14 protein-coding genes and 4 tRNA genes are annotated in these 18,468 nt (G+C 60.0%); 7 read left to right on the top strand and 11 right to left on the bottom strand.

What is annotated here, in order from left to right; genetic code table 11:
- Nucleotides 1-74: 74 nt before the first annotated feature.
- The 7 genes from clpX to QF045_RS18925 form a co-directional block, all read right to left on the bottom strand.
- Nucleotides 75-1,358, bottom strand: a complete 1,284-nt coding sequence (clpX, locus tag QF045_RS18895; protein WP_017136464.1) for an ATP-dependent Clp protease ATP-binding subunit ClpX — start codon at nucleotides 1,356-1,358, stop codon at nucleotides 75-77.
- Nucleotides 1,359-1,470: 112 nt separating this feature from the next.
- Nucleotides 1,471-2,106, bottom strand: coding sequence for an ATP-dependent Clp endopeptidase proteolytic subunit ClpP (gene clpP / locus QF045_RS18900; protein WP_003174822.1), 636 nt, complete (start codon nucleotides 2,104-2,106; stop codon nucleotides 1,471-1,473).
- A gap of 91 nt (nucleotides 2,107-2,197) precedes the next feature.
- Complete coding sequence (gene tig, locus QF045_RS18905) at nucleotides 2,198-3,508, bottom strand: trigger factor (protein ID WP_306493560.1); 1,311 nt, start codon at nucleotides 3,506-3,508, stop codon at nucleotides 2,198-2,200.
- A gap of 398 nt (nucleotides 3,509-3,906) precedes the next feature.
- Nucleotides 3,907-3,982, bottom strand: a tRNA-His gene (locus QF045_RS18910).
- Nucleotides 3,983-4,059: 77 nt separating this feature from the next.
- Nucleotides 4,060-4,144 (bottom strand) — tRNA-Leu (locus QF045_RS18915).
- Nucleotides 4,145-4,201: 57 nt separating this feature from the next.
- A tRNA-His gene (locus QF045_RS18920) sits at nucleotides 4,202-4,277 on the bottom strand.
- Between the two features lie 32 nt (nucleotides 4,278-4,309).
- Nucleotides 4,310-4,386 (bottom strand) — tRNA-Arg (locus QF045_RS18925).
- 274 nt (nucleotides 4,387-4,660) lie between these two features.
- Between QF045_RS18925 and folD the strand changes: the two genes are divergently transcribed.
- Nucleotides 4,661-5,515 carry a bifunctional methylenetetrahydrofolate dehydrogenase/methenyltetrahydrofolate cyclohydrolase FolD gene (folD, locus tag QF045_RS18930; RefSeq protein ID WP_306493561.1) on the top strand — a complete coding sequence of 285 codons (855 nt, stop codon included), beginning with the start codon at nucleotides 4,661-4,663 and terminating at the stop codon, nucleotides 5,513-5,515.
- Nucleotides 5,516-5,722: 207 nt separating this feature from the next.
- Entirely contained in the window at nucleotides 5,723-6,646 is a 924-nt protein-coding gene (pbpG, locus tag QF045_RS18935; RefSeq protein WP_306493562.1) for a D-alanyl-D-alanine endopeptidase, read from the top strand.
- A 176-nt stretch (nucleotides 6,647-6,822) separates the two neighbouring features.
- On the opposite strand, the gene QF045_RS18940 is transcribed toward pbpG, so the two are convergent.
- Entirely contained in the window at nucleotides 6,823-7,485 is a 663-nt protein-coding gene (locus tag QF045_RS18940) for a peptidase C39 family protein (RefSeq protein WP_306493563.1), read from the bottom strand.
- Nucleotides 7,486-7,695: 210 nt separating this feature from the next.
- On the opposite strand from QF045_RS18940, the gene QF045_RS18945 reads away from it, so the two are divergent.
- The gene (locus QF045_RS18945; protein ID WP_306493564.1) at nucleotides 7,696-7,857 is read left to right on the top strand and encodes a hypothetical protein; all 162 of its coding nucleotides are present in this window, start codon (nucleotides 7,696-7,698) and stop codon (nucleotides 7,855-7,857) included.
- On the opposite strand, the gene QF045_RS18950 is transcribed toward QF045_RS18945, so the two are convergent.
- Entirely contained in the window at nucleotides 7,854-8,264 is a 411-nt protein-coding gene (locus QF045_RS18950; protein ID WP_306493565.1) for a hypothetical protein, read from the bottom strand. The genes QF045_RS18945 and QF045_RS18950 overlap by 4 nt on opposite strands.
- Before the next feature lie 205 nt (nucleotides 8,265-8,469).
- Here QF045_RS18950 and QF045_RS18955 point away from each other — a divergent pair, with 205 nt between their 5' ends.
- The 4 genes from QF045_RS18955 (at nucleotide 8,470) to QF045_RS18970 (ending at nucleotide 14,942) form a co-directional block, all read left to right on the top strand.
- Complete coding sequence (locus QF045_RS18955; protein WP_306493566.1) at nucleotides 8,470-11,691, top strand: efflux RND transporter permease subunit; 3,222 nt, start codon at nucleotides 8,470-8,472, stop codon at nucleotides 11,689-11,691.
- Entirely contained in the window at nucleotides 11,681-12,850 is a 1,170-nt protein-coding gene (locus QF045_RS18960; protein WP_306493567.1) for an efflux RND transporter periplasmic adaptor subunit, read from the top strand. Before QF045_RS18955 ends, QF045_RS18960 begins: the two co-directional genes overlap by 11 nt.
- Nucleotides 12,834-14,252, top strand: a complete 1,419-nt coding sequence (locus QF045_RS18965; RefSeq protein ID WP_306493568.1) for an efflux transporter outer membrane subunit — start codon at nucleotides 12,834-12,836, stop codon at nucleotides 14,250-14,252. Before QF045_RS18960 ends, QF045_RS18965 begins: the two co-directional genes overlap by 17 nt.
- Nucleotides 14,253-14,483: 231 nt before the next feature.
- Nucleotides 14,484-14,942 (top strand): transposase, encoded by a 459-nt coding sequence (locus tag QF045_RS18970; protein WP_306493569.1) that lies wholly within the window; start codon nucleotides 14,484-14,486, stop codon nucleotides 14,940-14,942.
- Nucleotides 14,943-15,073: 131 nt separating this feature from the next.
- Here QF045_RS18970 and QF045_RS18975 read toward each other — a convergent pair whose 3' ends face one another.
- Together QF045_RS18975 and QF045_RS18980 are read right to left on the bottom strand one after the other, a co-directional pair.
- Nucleotides 15,074-16,357, bottom strand: a complete 1,284-nt coding sequence (locus QF045_RS18975) for a Zn-dependent hydrolase (protein ID WP_306493570.1) — start codon at nucleotides 16,355-16,357, stop codon at nucleotides 15,074-15,076.
- A gap of 159 nt (nucleotides 16,358-16,516) precedes the next feature.
- On the bottom strand, nucleotides 16,517-18,004 hold the full coding sequence (locus QF045_RS18980) for an NCS1 family nucleobase:cation symporter-1 (RefSeq protein ID WP_306493571.1): 1,488 nt from the start codon (nucleotides 18,002-18,004) through the stop codon (nucleotides 16,517-16,519).
- Nucleotides 18,005-18,468: the final 464 nt, after the last annotated feature.

Raw genomic sequence — 18,468 nt, forward strand, 5'->3', positions numbered from 1 at the left:
GGCCCGCAAAAACACCCCAAAAAAAACAAGGGGCCTCGAAAGGCCCCTTGCTTGTACCACCACTGCAAAGACGCTTAGGCGTCAGGTGCAGCCTTGGCCGCCGGCTCACTGTTTTCGTAGATATACAGTGGCTTGGACTTGCCTTCGATAACGCTTTCGTCGATCACCACTTTACTCACCTCGGACTGCGAGGGGATTTCGTACATGGTGTCGAGCAATACGCCTTCGAGGATTGAGCGCAAACCACGTGCACCGGTCTTGCGCTCCAGTGCCCGCTTGGCCACTGATTTGAGCGCGTCGGTACGGAACTCGAGGTCCACGCCTTCCATCTCGAACAACTTGGCGTATTGCTTGGTCAGGGCGTTTTTCGGCTCGGTGAGGATCTGAATCAAAGCCGCCTCATCCAGCTCGTCCAGCGTGGCCAGGACCGGCAGACGACCAACGAATTCCGGGATCAGGCCGAACTTGACCAAATCGTCAGGTTCAACTTCACGCAGGGACTCGCCAACCTTCTTGCCTTCTTCCTTGCTACGCACTTCCGCGCCGAAACCGATGCCGCCGCGGGTGGAACGCTGCTGAATAACCTTTTCCAGCCCGGAGAACGCACCGCCACAGATGAACAGGATGTTACGCGTATCGACCTGCAGGAATTCCTGCTGCGGGTGCTTACGGCCGCCTTGTGGTGGTACCGAAGCGACCGTGCCTTCGATCAGCTTCAACAGAGCCTGCTGTACGCCTTCACCGGAAACGTCCCGAGTGATCGACGGGTTGTCCGACTTGCGCGAAATCTTGTCGATTTCGTCGATGTAGACAATACCCATCTGGGCCTTCTCTACGTCGTAGTCGCACTTCTGCAGCAGTTTCTGAATGATGTTCTCGACGTCTTCGCCCACATAACCAGCCTCGGTGAGGGTGGTAGCGTCGGCGATGGTGAACGGAACGTTCAGCAGGCGCGCGAGGGTTTCCGCAAGCAAGGTTTTACCCGAGCCTGTAGGACCGATCAGCAGGATATTACTCTTGCCGAGTTCGACTTCGTCGCCTTTCTTGTCACGCTGGTTCAAGCGCTTGTAGTGGTTGTATACCGCTACGGCCAGAACCTTCTTTGCACGCTCCTGACCAATCACATACTGATCAAGGATGCCGCTGATTTCTTTCGGCGATGGGAGTTTGTGCGCACTGCTCTCGGCCTGGGCTTCCTGCACCTCCTCGCGGATGATGTCATTGCACAGGTCGACGCATTCGTCGCAGATAAACACCGAGGGGCCGGCAATCAATTTGCGTACTTCATGCTGGCTTTTGCCACAGAAGGAGCAATAGAGCAGCTTGCCGTTGTCCTCGCCGTTGCGGGTGTCAGTCATTCGTTCGATCCAAATCCGATAGGCTTGCAACACAAGATGAAGGCTTATGCGGGCTTTTTCAAGCCCGCCAGTGGTCGGACATGCCGACCAGCCCTATTTTGAGCGGCTTATATTAAGCGGGGCGCTTTTCGATCACTGCGTCGATCAACCCGTATTCACGGGCCGCTTCAGCGCTCATGAAGTTATCACGGTTGGTATCACGCTCGATTTCTTCAAGTGTGTGCCCGCTGTGCTTGGCCATCAGCGTGTTGAGGCGCTCACGAATGAAGAGGATTTCCTTGGCATGGATTTCGATGTCCGACGCCTGGCCCTGGAAACCGCCCAGCGGCTGGTGAATCATCACGCGTGAGTTAGGCAGGCAGTAACGCTTGCCCTCGGCACCGGCGGTCAGCAGGAATGCACCCATGCTGCAGGCCTGGCCAATGCAGGTAGTCGACACGTTTGGCTTGATGAACTGCATGGTGTCGTAGATGGACATGCCCGCAGTCACCGAACCACCCGGCGAGTTGATGTAGAGATGGATGTCCTTGTCCGGGTTTTCCGCTTCAAGGAACAGCAGCTGCGCACAGATCAGGTTAGCCATGTAGTCCTCTACCGGGCCAACCAGAAAGATCACTCGCTCCTTGAGCAGGCGCGAGTAGATGTCATAGGCGCGTTCGCCACGAGCGGACTGCTCGACAACCATCGGGACCAGGCCGCCTGCGGCCTGGATATCAGAGTTCTGCTGAATATAGGAATTACGGAACATGCTCTGCAGTTACTCCCAAATAGTCATGTCTTGAAAACGCATAAGCCAGCGCGAGGCTGGCTTATGGTTGAATTTCCAACGAGTTGGACAATCAGTCGGCTTGTGCTGCTTCCGCCGGCTTGACTGCTTCTTCGTAAGAGACCGCTTTATCGGTCACCTTAGCCTTCTGCAGAACAGTATCCACAACTTGTTCTTCCAGCACAACCGAACGTACTTCGTTCAGCTGCTGGTCATTCTTGTAGTACCAAGCCACGACCTGCTCAGGCTCCTGGTAGGCCGAAGCCATTTCCTGGATCATCTCGCGAACGCGGTCTTCGTCTGGCTTGAGGTCGAACTGCTTGACCACTTCAGCCACGATCAGGCCCAGCACAACGCGGCGCTTGGCTTGCTCTTCGAACAGCTCGGCCGGCAGTTGGTCAGGCTTGATGTTGCCACCAAACTGCTGAACAGCTTGAACGCGCAGACGATCCACTTCGTTGGACAGCAGAGCCTTGGGCACTTCGATCGGGTTGGCGGCCAGCAGACCGTCCATGACCTGGTTCTTGACCTTGGACTTGATGGCCTGACGCAGCTCACGCTCCATGTTCTTGCGAACTTCGGCGCGGAAGCCCTCGATGCCGGTCTCCTTGATGCCGAATTGAGCGAAGAACTCTTCGTTCAGCTCTGGCAGCTTAGGCTCGGATACGCTGTTGACGGTCACGGTGAACTCGGCGGCTTTGCCGGCCAGGTCCAGGTTCTGGTAGTCAGCAGGGAATTCCAGGTTCAGCACGCGCTCTTCGCCGGCTTTGGCGCCAACCAGGCCGTCTTCGAAGCCCGGGATCATGCGGTTGGAACCCAGCACCAGCTGAGTGCCCTTGGCGGAGCCGCCAGCGAATACTTCGCCGTCGACCTTGCCTACGAAATCGATGTTCAACTGGTCTTCGTTCTGGGCGGCACGGTCGACCACTTCGAAACGGGTGTTCTGCTTGCGCAGGATTTCCAGCATGTTATCCAGGTCCGAATCAGCCACTTCGGCGCTCAGGCGCTCGATAGTGATGCCGTCGAAACCCGCCACTTCGAATTCCGGGAACACTTCGAATACGGCTACGTATTCCAGGTCCTTGCCAGCTTCCAGGGACTTGGGTTCGATCGAAGGCGAGCCAGCCGGGTTCAGCTTCTGCTCGACAACGGCTTCGTAGAAGGAAGCCTGGATCACGTCACCTACAGCTTCCTGGCGCGCATCGGCACCAAAACGACGCTTGATTTCGCTCATTGGCACTTTGCCTGGACGGAAACCAGCGATCTTGGCCTTTTGGGCAGTCTGCTGCAGACGCTTGTTGACCGCAGTCTCGATACGCTCTGCCGGCACGGTGATGCTCAGGCGGCGCTCGAGAGCAGTAGTATTTTCAACAGAAACTTGCATGGATATTCCTCGTTGCACAGACATTAGCCGGCCATTTCCGACCCCAATCAAGGGCATGCATTCTAGTGGGTCGAACTCAAGAAGTCACCCTACTGAAAATACACCTGGAAACAGCCGGCAATTTATCGGTACGAAGGCACTGAAGTACCTCGCCCCGGTGACAAATACAGCCAATTGCGCCAGGGCTCTGCGCCGCCCCTCTATATATAGAAGAAACAGCCAATCATCTCCCTGACGGCCCGCCCCGCGAACGTGGCGACCAGGCAACGCGGCATCATCGAGATACATAAATACGATGAAACGCCCTGCCGATGCAGCCCAGTACCTGGGACCACCGAAATTCAAACCGCCAAAACCAAAAAAGGCGCCAGACTGTTAAATCTGGCGCCTTTCGAATATGGGGTGGACGAAGGGGATCGAACCCTCGACAACGGGAGTCACAATCCCGTGCTCTACCAACTGAGCTACGCCCACCATATTGCGTTAACAAAGAAACCAAACTACTTCTTTGTTGAACCTTGCCCCGCCTGACAGCCGAACAAGGTTTTATTTGGTGCGGATGAAGAGACTCGAACTCTTACGCCTCGCGGCGCTGGAACCTAAATCCAGTGTGTCTACCAATTCCACCACATCCGCGCTTGAAGCTCTTAAAGCAAAGGCGCCAGACGATTAATCTGGCGCCTTTTCAAAATATGGGGTGGACGAAGGGGATCGAACCCTCGACAACGGGAGTCACAATCCCGTGCTCTACCAACTGAGCTACGCCCACCATCTAGCGCTACTTGTGCCAAAGCTGCCTAATGGCGCACCCGGCAGGACTCGAACCTGCGACCATCCGCTTAGAAGGCGGATGCTCTATCCAGCTGAGCTACGGGCGCCTGATTAATCTGTACTCTTGGAGGATTACAAACTAAGTGTTTCCAGCCTTGCAACACAACAATTCTGCTCGACCTTCTAACCAGTGCTAGGCTGTGCCCGACAAGTGCGACGAATAGTATAGAGGGTCCTGAAACCCGTCAAATCTTTTTTGAAAAAAACTGATTTTATTTAAGGGGTTAGGGCAATTTGCAGACCAAGCGCCTTTGCCCTCGCGCCTTGGCATGCGAGAATGCGCGCACTTTTCTTCCCCCTCTCGATGGTTAATCACGCGTAATGACTGCACAACTTATCGACGGCAAATCAATCGCCGCCAGCCTGCGCCAGCAGATCGCCAAACGCGTCACCGAGCGTCGCCAGCAAGGCCTGCGCACGCCCGGCCTCGCGGTGATCCTGGTCGGCAGCGATCCTGCCTCTCAGGTTTATGTCTCGCACAAGCGTAAAGACTGCGAAGAGGTCGGCTTTATCTCCAAAGCCTACGACTTGCCTTCGCAAACCACTCAACAGGCCCTGACCGACCTGATTGACAGCCTCAACGATGATCCGAACATGGACGGCATCCTGCTCCAGTTGCCGCTGCCCGAACACCTGGATGCCTCCAAGCTGCTGGAACGTATCCGCCCGGACAAGGACGTCGACGGTTTCCACCCTTATAACGTCGGCCGCCTGGCCCAGCGTATCCCGCTGCTGCGCCCTTGCACCCCCAAAGGCATCATGACCCTGCTGGAAAGCACCGGGGTTGATCTGTATGGCCTCGACGCGGTGGTGGTCGGCGCGTCGAACATCGTCGGTCGGCCGATGGCGATGGAGCTGCTGCTGGCCGGCTGCACCGTCACCGTCACCCACCGTTTCACCAAGGACCTCGCCGGCCATGTAGGCCGCGCTGACCTGGTGGTGGTCGCCGCCGGCAAGCCGGGCCTGGTCAAGGGTGAGTGGATCAAGGAAGGCGCCATCGTCATCGACGTCGGCATCAACCGCCAGGATGACGGCAAGCTGGTGGGCGACGTGGTCTACGAGACCGCCCTGCCCCGCGCCGGCTGGATCACACCGGTCCCAGGCGGTGTAGGCCCGATGACCCGAGCATGCCTGCTGGAAAATACCCTGTACGCAGCGGAAACCCTGCACGGCTAATAACCAGGCGTACTGAAAAAGCCCTGCCTTATCGCAGGGCTTTTTATTGCCCGAAGAAAATCTGTTTTTTCATAGTTTTTAAGCACTTTCGTCTGGTTCTGGAAGAACATTCGACAGTTTCTGATCCATACTCCTAAAATGTAACGTCATTTATCATCAAACCCGTTACCCAACGGTATTTCCTTACTTTTTAGCGAGTTCATCCGCGTGAAAATTCGTCTTTCCATCGTCAGCCTGTTTTTTGCTCTGACAGGCACCTTCGCCCACGCCGCCGAAACCACCCTGGCCCCGCGTGACGCCTCCAAGCTGCACATCGCCTCCGGCAGCGCCATGCTGGTGGATTTGCAGACCAACAAGGTCATCTATTCCAGCAACCCCGACGTGGTCGTGCCCATCGCTTCCGTCAGCAAGCTGATGACCGGCCTGATCGTGCTGGAAGCCAAGCAGAACATGGATGAATACATCGACATCAACATCACCGACACCCCGGAGATGAAAGGCGTGTTCTCCCGCGTGAAGATCGGCAGCCAGATGCCGCGCAAGGAGATGCTGCTGATCGCGCTGATGTCCTCGGAAAACCGCGCCGCCGCGAGCCTGGCCCACCATTACCCGGGCGGCTACTCGGCGTTCATTGCCGCGATGAACGCCAAGGCCAAGGCGCTGGGCATGACCAGCACCCATTACGTGGAGCCTACGGGCCTGTCGATCCATAACGTGTCGACCGCCCGCGACCTGAGCAAGCTGCTGGCCTACGCGCGCAAATTCCCGATGTTGAGCCAACTGAGCACCACCAAGGAAAAGACCGTGGCGTTCCGCAAGCCCAACTACACCCTGGGTTTTTCAAACACAGACCACCTGATCAACCGTGCCAACTGGGACATCAAGCTGACCAAGACCGGCTTTACCAACCAGGCCGGGCATTGCCTGGTGCTGGTGACCAGCATGGGCAACCGTCCGGTGTCGCTGGTGATCCTGGATGCGTTCGGCAAATTCACCCATTTCGCCGATGCCAGCCGTATTCGCAATTGGGTCGAGACCGGCGCAAGCGGTTCGGTGCCGGATGTGGCACTGCGCTACAAGGCTGACAAGAATCTGAAAAATCGCGCGGGTGCGACGGAAGTCCGTCGCTGAACAACACCGCAGAACCCATGTGGGAGGGGGCTTGCCCTAATTTGTAGGAGCGAGCTTGCTCGCGAAGAACTCAGGGCCCCCGCGTTTATCCAGAATGAACGCGTTGCCTGGGCGTTTTTCGCGAGCAAGCTCGCTCCTACAGTGAACCACTTCAGGGCTTGCCCCCTTCCATATTTTTATTTGTGTTCAGCTAGCACCTTGAGTGCCTGGGCCGCCGACTGCTCTTGCCCGGACTGGGCAGTAGCATTCGCCGCCTCCCGCCAGCGCTGTGCCTCCACATTCGCCGGCAACTGGCTCGGCCGCTGAGTGAGAATCGCCCAGTTACCCGCGCTCTTCCACGCCGACTCAAAGTCGCTGAAGCTCATCATCAAGCGCCGTTCCCTGCCGGAACGCAGCAGCACCGTGCTCTTCTGTTGATTGAACCCCACCACCACGACATAGCGTGGCCCCGACCAGAAGCTTGAGTCGATGCGCGCCATCACCGGGTAGCCCGCCGCCACCTGCGCCAGCACCGCGGTCAGCTTGGCGTCCAGTGGGTACACCATCAGCCCGTACTCACGCGCCAACTTTTGCATGTTGCGCTCAAGGTCGGCCTCGGCGCCCGGCAAGTGCAGCGGCTTATCGAGTAACCCCGGTGTCATGACAATGCCTTGTTGCGACAGCATGCTGGCCAGAGCCGTAGGACCACTCTGATAAGCCTCGCTGCGAAAGGTCGGTACGCCATTGAGTTCAACCCGCTCCGGCAGACCGGGGAGTTTCGAAGGCTGGCTGGAACAGGCCACCATCCCCAGCGCGCAGGCCAGCAGGAAGGATGCTTTAAGGTTTGACCGTAAGCGCAATTTTGTACTCTCTTGATCAACTGCCGGTGAGGGCCACGATCATAGGATGCTCTTGGGCGGGGGTATAGCCTCCAGTGTCGGTAAAGCGCCTGCCATAGAGCAAACAAGTTGGAAGACACGACCATTGGTCAACAGCAGGCAACCGCCAGCTAGCTAGACTGTCCATTGAGAAGACTGTGTGTACCCCGGACGGGGTGAAGGGAGGCCTGAATGAGCCTTGCAACGACGATGTTCCTGTTGATCTGCGGTTGGCTGGCGGTGGCCGCCGCCATGCTGTGGGGGGTCATGCGCGTGACGCGCCGCCATCATCACCCCCACGTCAAACCCGCTGCGCCCGCCAAGCCGCGCAAGGCGACGGCGCATCACGCCTAGCCGGGCATGCAGGTGAAATTCTGCGTGGCGGCGACTTCCTTGCCGTGCCCATCCTTGAGCGCTGCGCGCACGGTGGTACCCAGACTCGACTCCTCCAGCGTGTAATGCTCACCCGCCTTGAAATCCTTGTACTCGACCCTGCCCTGGCAGTCCTGCTGGTTGTTATCGCCGGCCTCTTCCTCAAATAGCGTCACGTCCAAGCGGTGTGCCCCGGGGCTCACTTCAAAGTAGCGCCCATCATCCACACGCTGACCGTCGACGCGCTCGGCCATCAGGTCGTTAGGTGCTTCTTCTGTCAAGCCGATCCAGGCTTCGCTCGGGTCCGCCTTGGGTATCGGGCCAGCACACGCCGACAACAAGAAGACAGCCGCAAGGGTGGGGATCAACAACAGGGTTTTCGGTGACATGGCAGGGCTCCAAAGCACATCAGTAAAAAAGCGGTATTCGATGGCTGACAAGCTTGAAGAGCTGCCGTTTGTAGAACAAATGAATACAAATGAAACGATCTTCAGCCGTTACCTAAATGTTCCTTCACCTGGCTGAAAGGTGCGTGTTAGGTGGGTCGGGCAAGACTGCCGGGGTTTGCAATCCTGCTCTTTTGGAGATCCACGCATGCTCGGGCTGGTAAAGACCGCACTGCACAAGCCGTACACGTTCATCGTGTTGGCCATATTCATTTGCATCATCGGGCCCATGGCGGCCCTGCGTACGCCCACGGATGTTTTCCCCGATATCGGTATCCCCGTGGTCGCGGTGGTCTGGCAGTACAACGGCCTGTCGCCAGACGCCATGGCCGGCCGGGTGATCTACACCTATGAACGCTCCCTGAGCACCACGGTCAACGACATCGAACACATCGAGTCGCAATCGCTGCCCGGCATGGGCATCGTCAAGATTTTCTTCCAGCCCGGCGTGGATATCCGCACCGCCAACGCCCAGGTCACGGCGGTGTCCCAGACCGTGCTCAAGCAGATGCCACCGGGCATCACACCGCCGCTGATCCTCAACTACAGCGCGTCCACCGTACCGATCCTGCAAATGGCGTTTTCCAGCCCGAGCCTGTCTGAAGCCCGGATTCGCGATCTGGTGCAGAACAACATCCGCCTGCCCCTGAGCGCCCTGCCCGGCCTGGCGATGCCCACGCCGATGGGCGGCAAGCAGCGCCAGATCACCCTCGACCTCGACCCCCAGGCCCTGGCCGCCAAAGGCTTGTCAGCCCAAGACGTCGGCAATGCCCTGGCACTGCAGAACCAGATCATCCCGGTGGGCACCGCCAAGCTCGGCCCCAACGAATACACGATCCTGCTTAACAACAGCCCCAAAGCCATCGATGAGCTCAATGACCTGCCGATCAAGAGCGTCGACGGCGCGATCATCACCATCGGCCAGGTCGCCCACGTACGGGACGGCTCGCCGCCGCAGACCAATATCGTGCGCGTCGACGGCCACCGCGCCGTACTGATGCCGGCGTTGAAGAACGGCAGCATTTCGACCCTGTCGATCATCGACGGCATCCGCAACATGCTGCCGCGCATCAACGAAACCCTGCCGCCGTCACTGAAGACATCGCTCTTGGGCGACGCCTCGGTGTTCGTCAAGCAATCGGTGGGCAGCGTGGCCCAGGAAGGCATCATCGCCGCCCTGCTGACCAGTGCGATGATCCTGCTGTTTCTCGGCAGCTGGCGCTCGACGCTGATCATTGCCGCATCGATTCCCCTGGCGGTGCTGTCGGCCATCGCGCTGCTGGCGGTCAGCGGGCAAACCCTGAATGTGATGACTCTGGGCGGCCTGGCCCTGGCGGTGGGCATCCTGGTGGACGACGCCACGGTGACCATCGAAAACATCAATTGGCACCTGGAACAAGGCAAGGCGGTGAAGACGGCGATCCTCGACGGCGCCGCACAAATCGTCGGCCCGGCGTTCGTCTCGCTGCTGTGCATCTGCATCGTGTTCGTGCCGATGTTCCTGCTGCAAGGCATCGCCGGTTATCTGTTCCGGCCGATGGCGCTGGCGGTGATCTTTGCCATGGCCAGTTCGTTCATCCTCTCGCGCACCCTGGTGCCGACACTGGCGATGTTCCTGCTCAAGCCCCACACACCGGAGCCAGGCCCGGGCCATCATCCGGAAGATCAATTCATCAACCACCATGAGGGCGAACAGCACACCAAGCCGCGCAACGCCGTGCTGCAATCGGTGCTGAACTTCCAGCAGGGATTCGAGCGGCACTTCTCGAATATCCGCGACACCTACCATGGCTTGCTGACGCTCGCACTGGGCGCGCGCAAGCGCTTTATCGTCGGCTTTCTCGCCTGCGTGCTGGCCTCGTTCGCGTTGCTGCCGAGCCTGGGTCAGGATTTTTTCCCGGCGACCGATGCCGGTGCACTGGCGCTGCATGTGCGCCTGCCACTGGGGACGCGTATCGAGGAAAGCGCCGCCGCGTTCGACCGTATCGAGACGCGCATTCGCGAGGTAATTTCGGCGCAGGAGCTGGACACGATTGTCGACAACATCGGCATCCCCCTCAGCGGTATCGACATGGCCTACAGCAGCAGCGGCACCATCGGCCCACAGGACGGCGATATCCAGGTCACGTTGAAAAAGGACCACGCGCCCACCGCCGACTACGTCAAAAAACTGCGTGAAGCCCTGCCGCAAAGTTTCCCCGGCAGCCACTTTGCGTTCCTGCCAGCGGACATCAGCAGCCAGATCCTCAACTTCGGCGCGCCGGCACCGCTGGACGTGAAAATCTCCGGGCGCAGCGACGCAGAAAACCGCGCCTATGCCGTGGAGCTCGAACGCCGTTTACAACACGTACCTGGTATCGCCGACCTGCGCATCCAGCAGTCCACCGGCTACCCGTCGCTGCAGGTGAATGTGGACCGCCTGCGCGCCAATGGCCTGGGCATCACCGAGAAAGACGTGACCAACAGCATGGTCGCCTCCCTCGCCGGCAGCTCCCAGGTGGCGCCGACGTTCTGGCTGAACCCGGCCAATGGCGTGTCCTACTCGATCGTGGCCGCAACCCCGCAATACCGCCTCGACAGCCTGCCCTCGCTGGAGGCCCTGCCGGTGACCGGCGCCGATGGCCAGTCACAAATCCTCGGCGGGGTGGCGAGCATCTCGCGGGTACAAAGCCCGGCGGTGGTGACGCACTACAACATCGAACCCACCCTGGACCTGTACGCCAACGTGCAAGGCCGCGATCTTGGCGGCGTGGCCCGGGATGTGCAGAAAGTGCTGGATGACACCGCGTCCATGCGCCCCAAAGGCGCGACGATCAGCCTGCACGGGCAGATCGATGCACTGCATGAGGCGTTCAGCGGGCTGAGCTTCGGCCTGCTCGGCGCCGTGGTGCTGATCTACCTGCTGATCGTGGTCAACTTCCAGTCATGGGCCGACCCCTTTGTGATCATCACCGCGTTGCCGGCGGCACTGGCGGGGATCGTGTGGATGCTGTTCCTCAGCGGCACCTCATTGTCGGTGCCGGCCCTCACCGGCGCGATTCTGTGCATGGGCGTGGCCACCGCCAACTCGATTCTGGTGGTGAGCTTCTGTCGTGAGCGCCTGGCCGAGCATGGCGATGCGTTGAAAGCCGCGATGGAGGCCGGTTACACACGCTTTCGCCCGGTGTGCATGACCGCCCTGGCGATGATCATTGGCATGCTGCCCCTGGCGCTTTCCGAGGAGCAGAACGCGCCGCTGGGTCGCGCTGTGATCGGAGGCCTGATCTTCGCCACCATCGCCACTTTGTTGTTTGTTCCCGTGGTCTTCAGCCTGGTCCACGGCCGTCACCCTACTCGCGCAACTGCTGGAGAAATGCCCCATGTCGTCTGATCACAAACCCTCGCGCAAGCGTCTGATGCTCCTGGGTGTCGGCGGCCTGACCCTGGCCGCCCTGTTGGTCGCCAACGGCTTGCACGCCCGCACGCTGCATGAACAATCGGTCACCGCCTGGACGGAAACCGCCGCCATCCCGCAGGTGCTGGTGTTCCAGCCCCAACAGAATGCGGCTGGCGATACGCTGCGCTTGCCGGCGCACCTGGAGGCCTGGAGCAAAGCGCCGATCCATGCACGCGTCAGCGGCTACTTGAAAGACTGGAAAGTTGATATCGGCAGCCAGGTCAAGGCTGGGCAGGTTCTTGCGCAAATCGACAGCCCGGACCTGGACCAGCAACTGGCGCAAACCCACGCTCATCTGATCCAGGAACAGGCCAACGCGCGCCTGGCCGCCACCACCGCAACGCGCTGGCAAAACCTGTTGGCCAGCCATTCCGTGTCGCGCCAGGAGGCCGACGAGAAAACCTCGAATGCCGCCGCCGCCAAAGCCAATGCCGACGCGGCCGCCGCCGACTATGCGCGGCTGTGCGCACTGGAAAGCTACAAGACCATCCGCGCGCCCTTCGCCGGCACCATCACCGCGCGCAACACCGACATTGGCCAGTTGATCAAGGCCGACACCGACAGCGATCCGGAACTGTTCAGCATTGCCGACACCCACCAGTTGCGCCTGTACGTGCCGGTGCCACAGAACTACGCGGCGGTGATCCACCCCGGCCTCGAAGCCGAGCTGAGCGTGCCTGAGCACCCGGGCGAACACTTCAAGGCGCACTTGATCGGCGACTCCACGGCCATTGACCGACGCTCCGGCACCCTGCTCGCGCAATTCGTCGCCGACAACCCGAACGGTGAGCTGCTGCCCGGCGACTACGCCGAAGCCAGCTTGCCGATTCCGGCCGACACCCACGGCGTGAGCATCCCGGCCAGCGCGTTGATCTTCCGTGCCCAGGGCACCCAGGTCGCGGTGCTGGATGGGCAAAACCATGTGCACCTGCAAGACATCCATATCGGCCTGGACCTGGGCGAACGCCTGGTGATCGACCAGGGCCTGAAACCCGCCGACCGCATCATCGACAACCCGCCCGACGCCCTGCGCGAAGGCGACCCGGTGCAACTGGCAGCCGCCACTGGGGGTACCCATGCGCCCAAGGCTTAAACCTGTGGCGGCACTCATGTTGCTGGCGTTGCAAGGGTGTTCCATGGCGCCCACCTATCAGGTGCCGTCGGTTGACTTGCCGGCGGGTTATCGCGAACAGACCAGCGATGGCCCATGGCACAGCGCGCAACCGTCCGATCAACTGGCGCCTCAATGGTGGAAACTCTATAACGACGCGAAGCTCGATGAGCTGCAGCAACACCTGCTCAAGGCCAACCCGGACTTGGCCGCGGCGCTGGCGCATTTCGATGCGTCCCAGGCGTATGCCAGCCAGTTGCATGCGGGGCTGTTTCCACAAATCACCGCCAGTGCACAACCGTTGCGCCAGCGCCAGTCGGATTCGAAACCGTTGCGCGGCAGCTCGCAGCCGTCGGTGTACAACAGCAACACCGCCAATTTTTCGTTGAGTTACGACCTGGACCTGTGGGGCAAAATTCGTAACCAGGTCGCAGCCGGCGACGCCCAGGCGCAAGCGTCCGGCGATGACTTGGCGGTGGCGCGCCTGAGCCTGCAACATCAATTGGCAACGCTGTATGTGCAACTCAATGGGCTGGATGCGCAGAGCCGGATTCTGAACCGCTCGCTGGACGATTTCAGCCAGGCACTGCAACTCACCCGCAGCCGCTATGAAGGCCAGATCGCCTCTGAACTGGACCTGACCCGTGCACAAAGTCAACTGGCCGAGGCCAAGGCACAACTGGATGAAGTGCGCGGGCAGCGCAACCTGACCGAGCACGCCATCGGCGAACTGGTGGGCGCGGCGGCCAGTGATTTCTCACTGCCGCCCACCCCGCAATTGATCACCTTGCCCGGCATTCCATCGCAACTGCCGAGCCACCTGCTGCAACGCCGCCCGGACATCGCGGCAGCGGAACGCCGAGTGTTTGCGGCCAATGCCAACATCGGTGTCGCCAAGGCGGCCTGGTATCCGGATTTCAGTCTGACCGGGTTGATTGGCGGCCAGACCCAGGGCGTGGGCAACCTGCTTTCGGCGCGGAACCGGTATTGGGCGCTGGGCCCGTTGATGAACGTGCCCATCTTCGATGGCGGACGCCTGAGTGCCAACGAACGCCAGGCCAAGGCCGAGTTTGAAGAGGCTTCGGCGCAATACCGCAGCCGAGTGTTGAAAGCCGTTCGCGAGGTGGAAGACAACCTGGCGCAACTGCGCGATTTGCAGCAGGAGGCGCAGGATGAACAAGCGGCGGCGGATGCGGCGCAGCACACCCAGGCCCTGGCAATGAACAGCTATCAGGCCGGTGCGGTGAGTTACCTGGATGTGGTGACCGCACAGACGGCGGCGCTGCAGGCACAGCGGACGTTGCAGGCGGTGCAGACAAGGCAGTTGCAGGCGAGTGTGGGGTTGGTGACAGCGTTGGGGGGTGGCTGGCGGCCGGGTGCCTGATACCTGCTCGACAATGGGGTCGGCGGCGTCAGCTCCGGCGCCATCGGGAGCAAGCCCCCTCCCACATTTGGATGTGGGCCAGACACACAATGTATGAACACTGCCGGCCCCTGTGGGAGGGGGCTTGCTCCCGATAGCGCCCCTCCAGACACATCCAGCCAAAAGCCTGCACACCACCTTCGGCCCACCCCATCTAGCCTCTCGGAATCCACTTAGCAGAGAGGCCAAGGAATGCCTGACTTACCCGCTTCACACCGCCTGCGCATCGGTCGGTACAGCGAACCGAACCGCATCTACTTGATTACCACCAATACCCATGAACGAGTTCGCCTATTCAGCGATTTCCACCTCGGGCGCCTGGTCGTCTGGCAATTTCGGATCGCCCAATACCAAGGGCTGGCGAACTCCCTGGCCTGGGTAGTCATGCCTGACCACTTTCACTGGCTGCTTGAACTGAAAAAAGGCACGCTGGCGGATTTGATGTGCCAAGTAAAATCCAAAAGCACACGAACCATCAACGGCGCGACCGGCCGCAAAGGCCGGCTCTGGCAAGAAAGCTTCCACGACCGAGCACTGCGCAAAGAGGATGACCTGGTAAACATGGCCAGGTACGTGGTGGCCAACCCACTGCGAGCGGGCCTGGTCGAGCGGATTGGCGACTACCCACTGTGGGATGCCATCTGGGTCTGACGCTGTATCTGAAGCACACCGTTCAAATGTGGGAGGGGGCTTGCTCCCGATGACGGTGGGTCAGTCAATAAGTCTGGTGACTGGTACACCGCCATCGGGAGCAAGCCCCCTCCCACATTTTTAATCACATTTCAGGCCGCAAGTTTGCCGCTGGCAATAGCGGCCGAAGCGGCCAGCATGGCGCGCAACAGCACCGCACACCCCGCCGCCAGATCATCCGGCGCGGCATTTTCGATTTCGTTATGGCTGATGCCGCCTTCACACGGCACAAAGATCATGCCCGCCGGCCCCAGCTCAGCAATGAAAATCGCGTCGTGCCCTGCCCCGCTGACGATGTCCATGTTCGACAAGCCCAAGCCATTGGCCGCATCGCGCACGGCATCCACGCAGCCGTTATCGAAGTACAGCGGCGGGAAGTCAGCGGTGGGTTCCATTTCGAAACTCAGCCCATGCTTGGCACAGGTCTCATCGATCACCTTGCGCACCTGGGCAATCATTGATTCAAGTCGCTCCGGCTCCAGATGACGAAAATCCAGGGTCATGCGCACTTCGCCAGGAATGACATTGCGCGAACCGGGATACGCCTGCAGGCAGCCCACGGTGCCGCAGGCATGGGGCTGGTGCCGCAGCGCCGCCGCATTCACCGCAGCCACCACCGCGGCCGCGCCTACCAGCGCATCCTTGCGCAGGTGCATCGGCGTAGGCCCCGCGTGTGCCTCAACGCCGCGCAGTTTCAGGTCGAACCACTTCTGCCCGAGTGCGCCGAGCACCACGCCGATGGTCTTGTTCTCGTCTTCCAGAATCGGCCCCTGTTCGATATGCGCTTCGAAGTACGCCCCGACCTTGTGCCCGCTGACCGGCCGCCTCCCCGCATAGCCGATCGCATTCAACGCATCGCCTACGCTCACGCCGTCTGCATCGACCTTGGCCAGGGTATCGGCCAGGCTGAATTTCTCGGCGAACACCCCGGAACCCATCATGCAGGGTGGAAAGCGCGAGCCTTCTTCGTTGGTCCACACCACCACCTCCAGCGGCGCCTCGGTTTCAAGCTTGAGGTCGTTGAGGGTGCGCAGCACTTCCACACCGGCCAGCACGCCGAAGCAACCGTCGAACTTGCCGCCAGTGGGCTGGGTGTCGATATGGCTGCCGGTCATCACCGGTGGCAAGTCGGGATTGCGCCCTGGGCGTCGGGCGAAGATATTGCCGATGCCGTCGACGGTCACCGTGCAACCGGCCTGCTCACACCACTGCACGAACAGGTCGCGGGCCTTGCGGTCGAGGTCAGTGAGGGCCAGTCGGCACACCCCGCCTTTGGGGGTGGCGCCGAGCTTGGCCAGGTCCATCAGCGACTGCCACAAACGGTCGCGGTTGATGTGCTGATGGGTCGATTGCAGAACGTCGAGGGCAGCGTTCATGGGGATCTCCTCAGGCTGAGTTTTTCTTAAGATTGGAACACGGTCCAATGTGGGAGGGGGCTTGCTCCCGATAGCGGTGGATCAATCAATGATGCTGTGATTGAAATACCGCAATCGGGAGCAGGCCCCCTCCCACACTGGGATTGCATTCCACTTGCGTTACAGCGCGGATTTCGCCGGTACTGGACTGACACCGCGCCTGGCATTCAAACCGTAATACAACACCCCGCCCAACGCCGAACCGGTAAACCAGCCGTAGCTGTAGAACCAGCTGAACGCATCGCTGCCCAGCGACATCAAGGTCAGCGCCACCGGCACGCCAAACGCGATGAACCCACTCCAGTTCCAGGCCGGGTACACGTCGTCGCGGTAGAGCCCCGCCAGGTCCAGCTGCTGTTTGCGGGTAATGAAGTAGTCCACCACCATGATCCCGGCGATCGGCCCCAACAGGCTGGAGTAGCCGAGCAACCAGTTGGAATACACGGTCTCCAGGCTGACATCGGAAACGATCAGCCCGAGCTTTTTCAGCAGCTCATGGGCCATCAGCGCCAGCCCCACCAGCCCGGTCAGCATCACGGCCTTGGTGCGGTTGATCAGCTTGGGCGCAAGGTTCTGGAAGTCGTTGGTCGGCGAGACGATGTTCGCCGCCGTATTGGTCGACAAGGTGGCAATGATGATCAGCGCCATGGCGATGGCGACCCACACCGGGCTCTGGATATGGCCGATCAGGCTGACCGGGTCGGACACACTCACGCCCACCAGTTTCACCGAGGCGGCCGTCATGATCACGCCCAGGGAGGCGAACAGGAACATGGTCAGTGGCAGGCCGAAAATCTGCCCGAGGATCTGGTCTTTCTGGCTTTTGGCGTAGCGGCTGAAGTCTGGAATGTTCAACGACAAGGTCGCCCAGAAACCCACCATCGCCGTCAGGCCGGCCATGAAGTAACCGGTGAGGCTCGCGCCTTCGGGACGCTTGGGCGGGATCGCCATCAGTTCGCTGATCGATACATTCGGCATCGCCCATACCAACAAGCCAATACCCACCGCTACCAGCAACGGTGCCGACAGGGTTTCCAGGCGCTTGATCGACTCGGCGCCGCGCAGCACCACCCACAGGTTGAGGGTCCAGAACAGCATGAAACCAATCACCTCACCGGTGCCGCCGAGGGATTTCCAGCCCTCGAAAATCGAGCCGAGAAACAGGTGAATCGCCAACCCGCCGAACAGGGTTTGAATACCAAACCAGCCGCACGCCACCAGCGCCCGAATCAGACACGGCACGTTGGAACCGAGGATGCCGAAGGATGAGCGCAACAGCACCGGAAACGGAATGCCGTACTTGGTACCGGGAAACGCATTGAGGGTCAGGGGAATGAGCACCACGATGTTGGCCAGCAGAATCGCCATCAGCGCCTCGCCCACCGACAACCCGAAGTAGGCGGTGAGCACACCGCCCAGGGTGTAGGTGGGCACGCAGATCGACATGCCGACCCACAGCGCGGTGATATGCCAGGTGTTCCAGGTACGTTCGTGCACCTTGGTCGGTGCCATGTCGTGGTTGTAGCGAGGGCTGTCGAGGACGTCGGGGCCGGCGTCGAGTTCGTACAGGCCGTTACGCTCAATGACTTGCGATCTGTTCTGTTGCATGGCCGCTCCACGGTTTTTTTTAAAATTATTGTTGCTCACCTGCCCAGCTAAGGCAGGCGGCCGGAGTACCTCGTTTACAACATGACATCTCAGGCCCGGCCAGCCGCCACTGCACTCAATAACCGTGCCGACCAGCACTTCCCGACCCACACTGCATCTATAAGTGGCTGATGTTTATCAGCTTTATCTCATTGACCGATTGCGTCTTCGAAACTTGCCATGCGCCCCAGGCGGGGCAGCACGCAAGTTGTACGAACCCGAAGGACTCAAACTGGTGCGACACAATTATTTTTATTTCCCGACGCCGTCAAGCGCCGTCTCTCAACCGGCTGATTTGCAATAAGAAATGTTGCTCAAATCGGCAACCTGTCAAGTGCGTCAAAATGGTGTTTGGCTGCTTCATTTTGGTGAATAACGTTTTTTATCTATGTAAATCAGTTAGTTATAACTGTTATAAGCTTAAT

The organism is Pseudomonas sp. W4I3 (assembly GCF_030816195.1).
In the GTDB taxonomy this organism is placed as follows: Bacteria; Pseudomonadota; Gammaproteobacteria; order Pseudomonadales; family Pseudomonadaceae; genus Aquipseudomonas.

Coding starts and splice junctions, on each gene's coding strand:
- QF045_RS18960 (WP_306493567.1), top strand. CDS start 11,681: ATGTCGTCTGATCACAAACCCTCGCGCAAGCGTCTGATGCTCCTGGGT.
- QF045_RS18950 (WP_306493565.1), bottom strand. CDS start 8,264: ATGTCACCGAAAACCCTGTTGTTGATCCCCACCCTTGCGGCTGTCTTC.
- clpP (WP_003174822.1), bottom strand. CDS start 2,106: ATGTTCCGTAATTCCTATATTCAGCAGAACTCTGATATCCAGGCCGCA.
- QF045_RS18965 (WP_306493568.1), top strand. CDS start 12,834: ATGCGCCCAAGGCTTAAACCTGTGGCGGCACTCATGTTGCTGGCGTTG.
- QF045_RS18970 (WP_306493569.1), top strand. CDS start 14,484: ATGCCTGACTTACCCGCTTCACACCGCCTGCGCATCGGTCGGTACAGC.
- QF045_RS18975 (WP_306493570.1), bottom strand. CDS start 16,357: ATGAACGCTGCCCTCGACGTTCTGCAATCGACCCATCAGCACATCAAC.
- tig (WP_306493560.1), bottom strand. CDS start 3,508: ATGCAAGTTTCTGTTGAAAATACTACTGCTCTCGAGCGCCGCCTGAGC.
- clpX (WP_017136464.1), bottom strand. CDS start 1,358: ATGACTGACACCCGCAACGGCGAGGACAACGGCAAGCTGCTCTATTGC.
- QF045_RS18955 (WP_306493566.1), top strand. CDS start 8,470: ATGCTCGGGCTGGTAAAGACCGCACTGCACAAGCCGTACACGTTCATC.
- QF045_RS18945 (WP_306493564.1), top strand. CDS start 7,696: ATGAGCCTTGCAACGACGATGTTCCTGTTGATCTGCGGTTGGCTGGCG.
- folD (WP_306493561.1), top strand. CDS start 4,661: ATGACTGCACAACTTATCGACGGCAAATCAATCGCCGCCAGCCTGCGC.
- QF045_RS18980 (WP_306493571.1), bottom strand. CDS start 18,004: ATGCAACAGAACAGATCGCAAGTCATTGAGCGTAACGGCCTGTACGAA.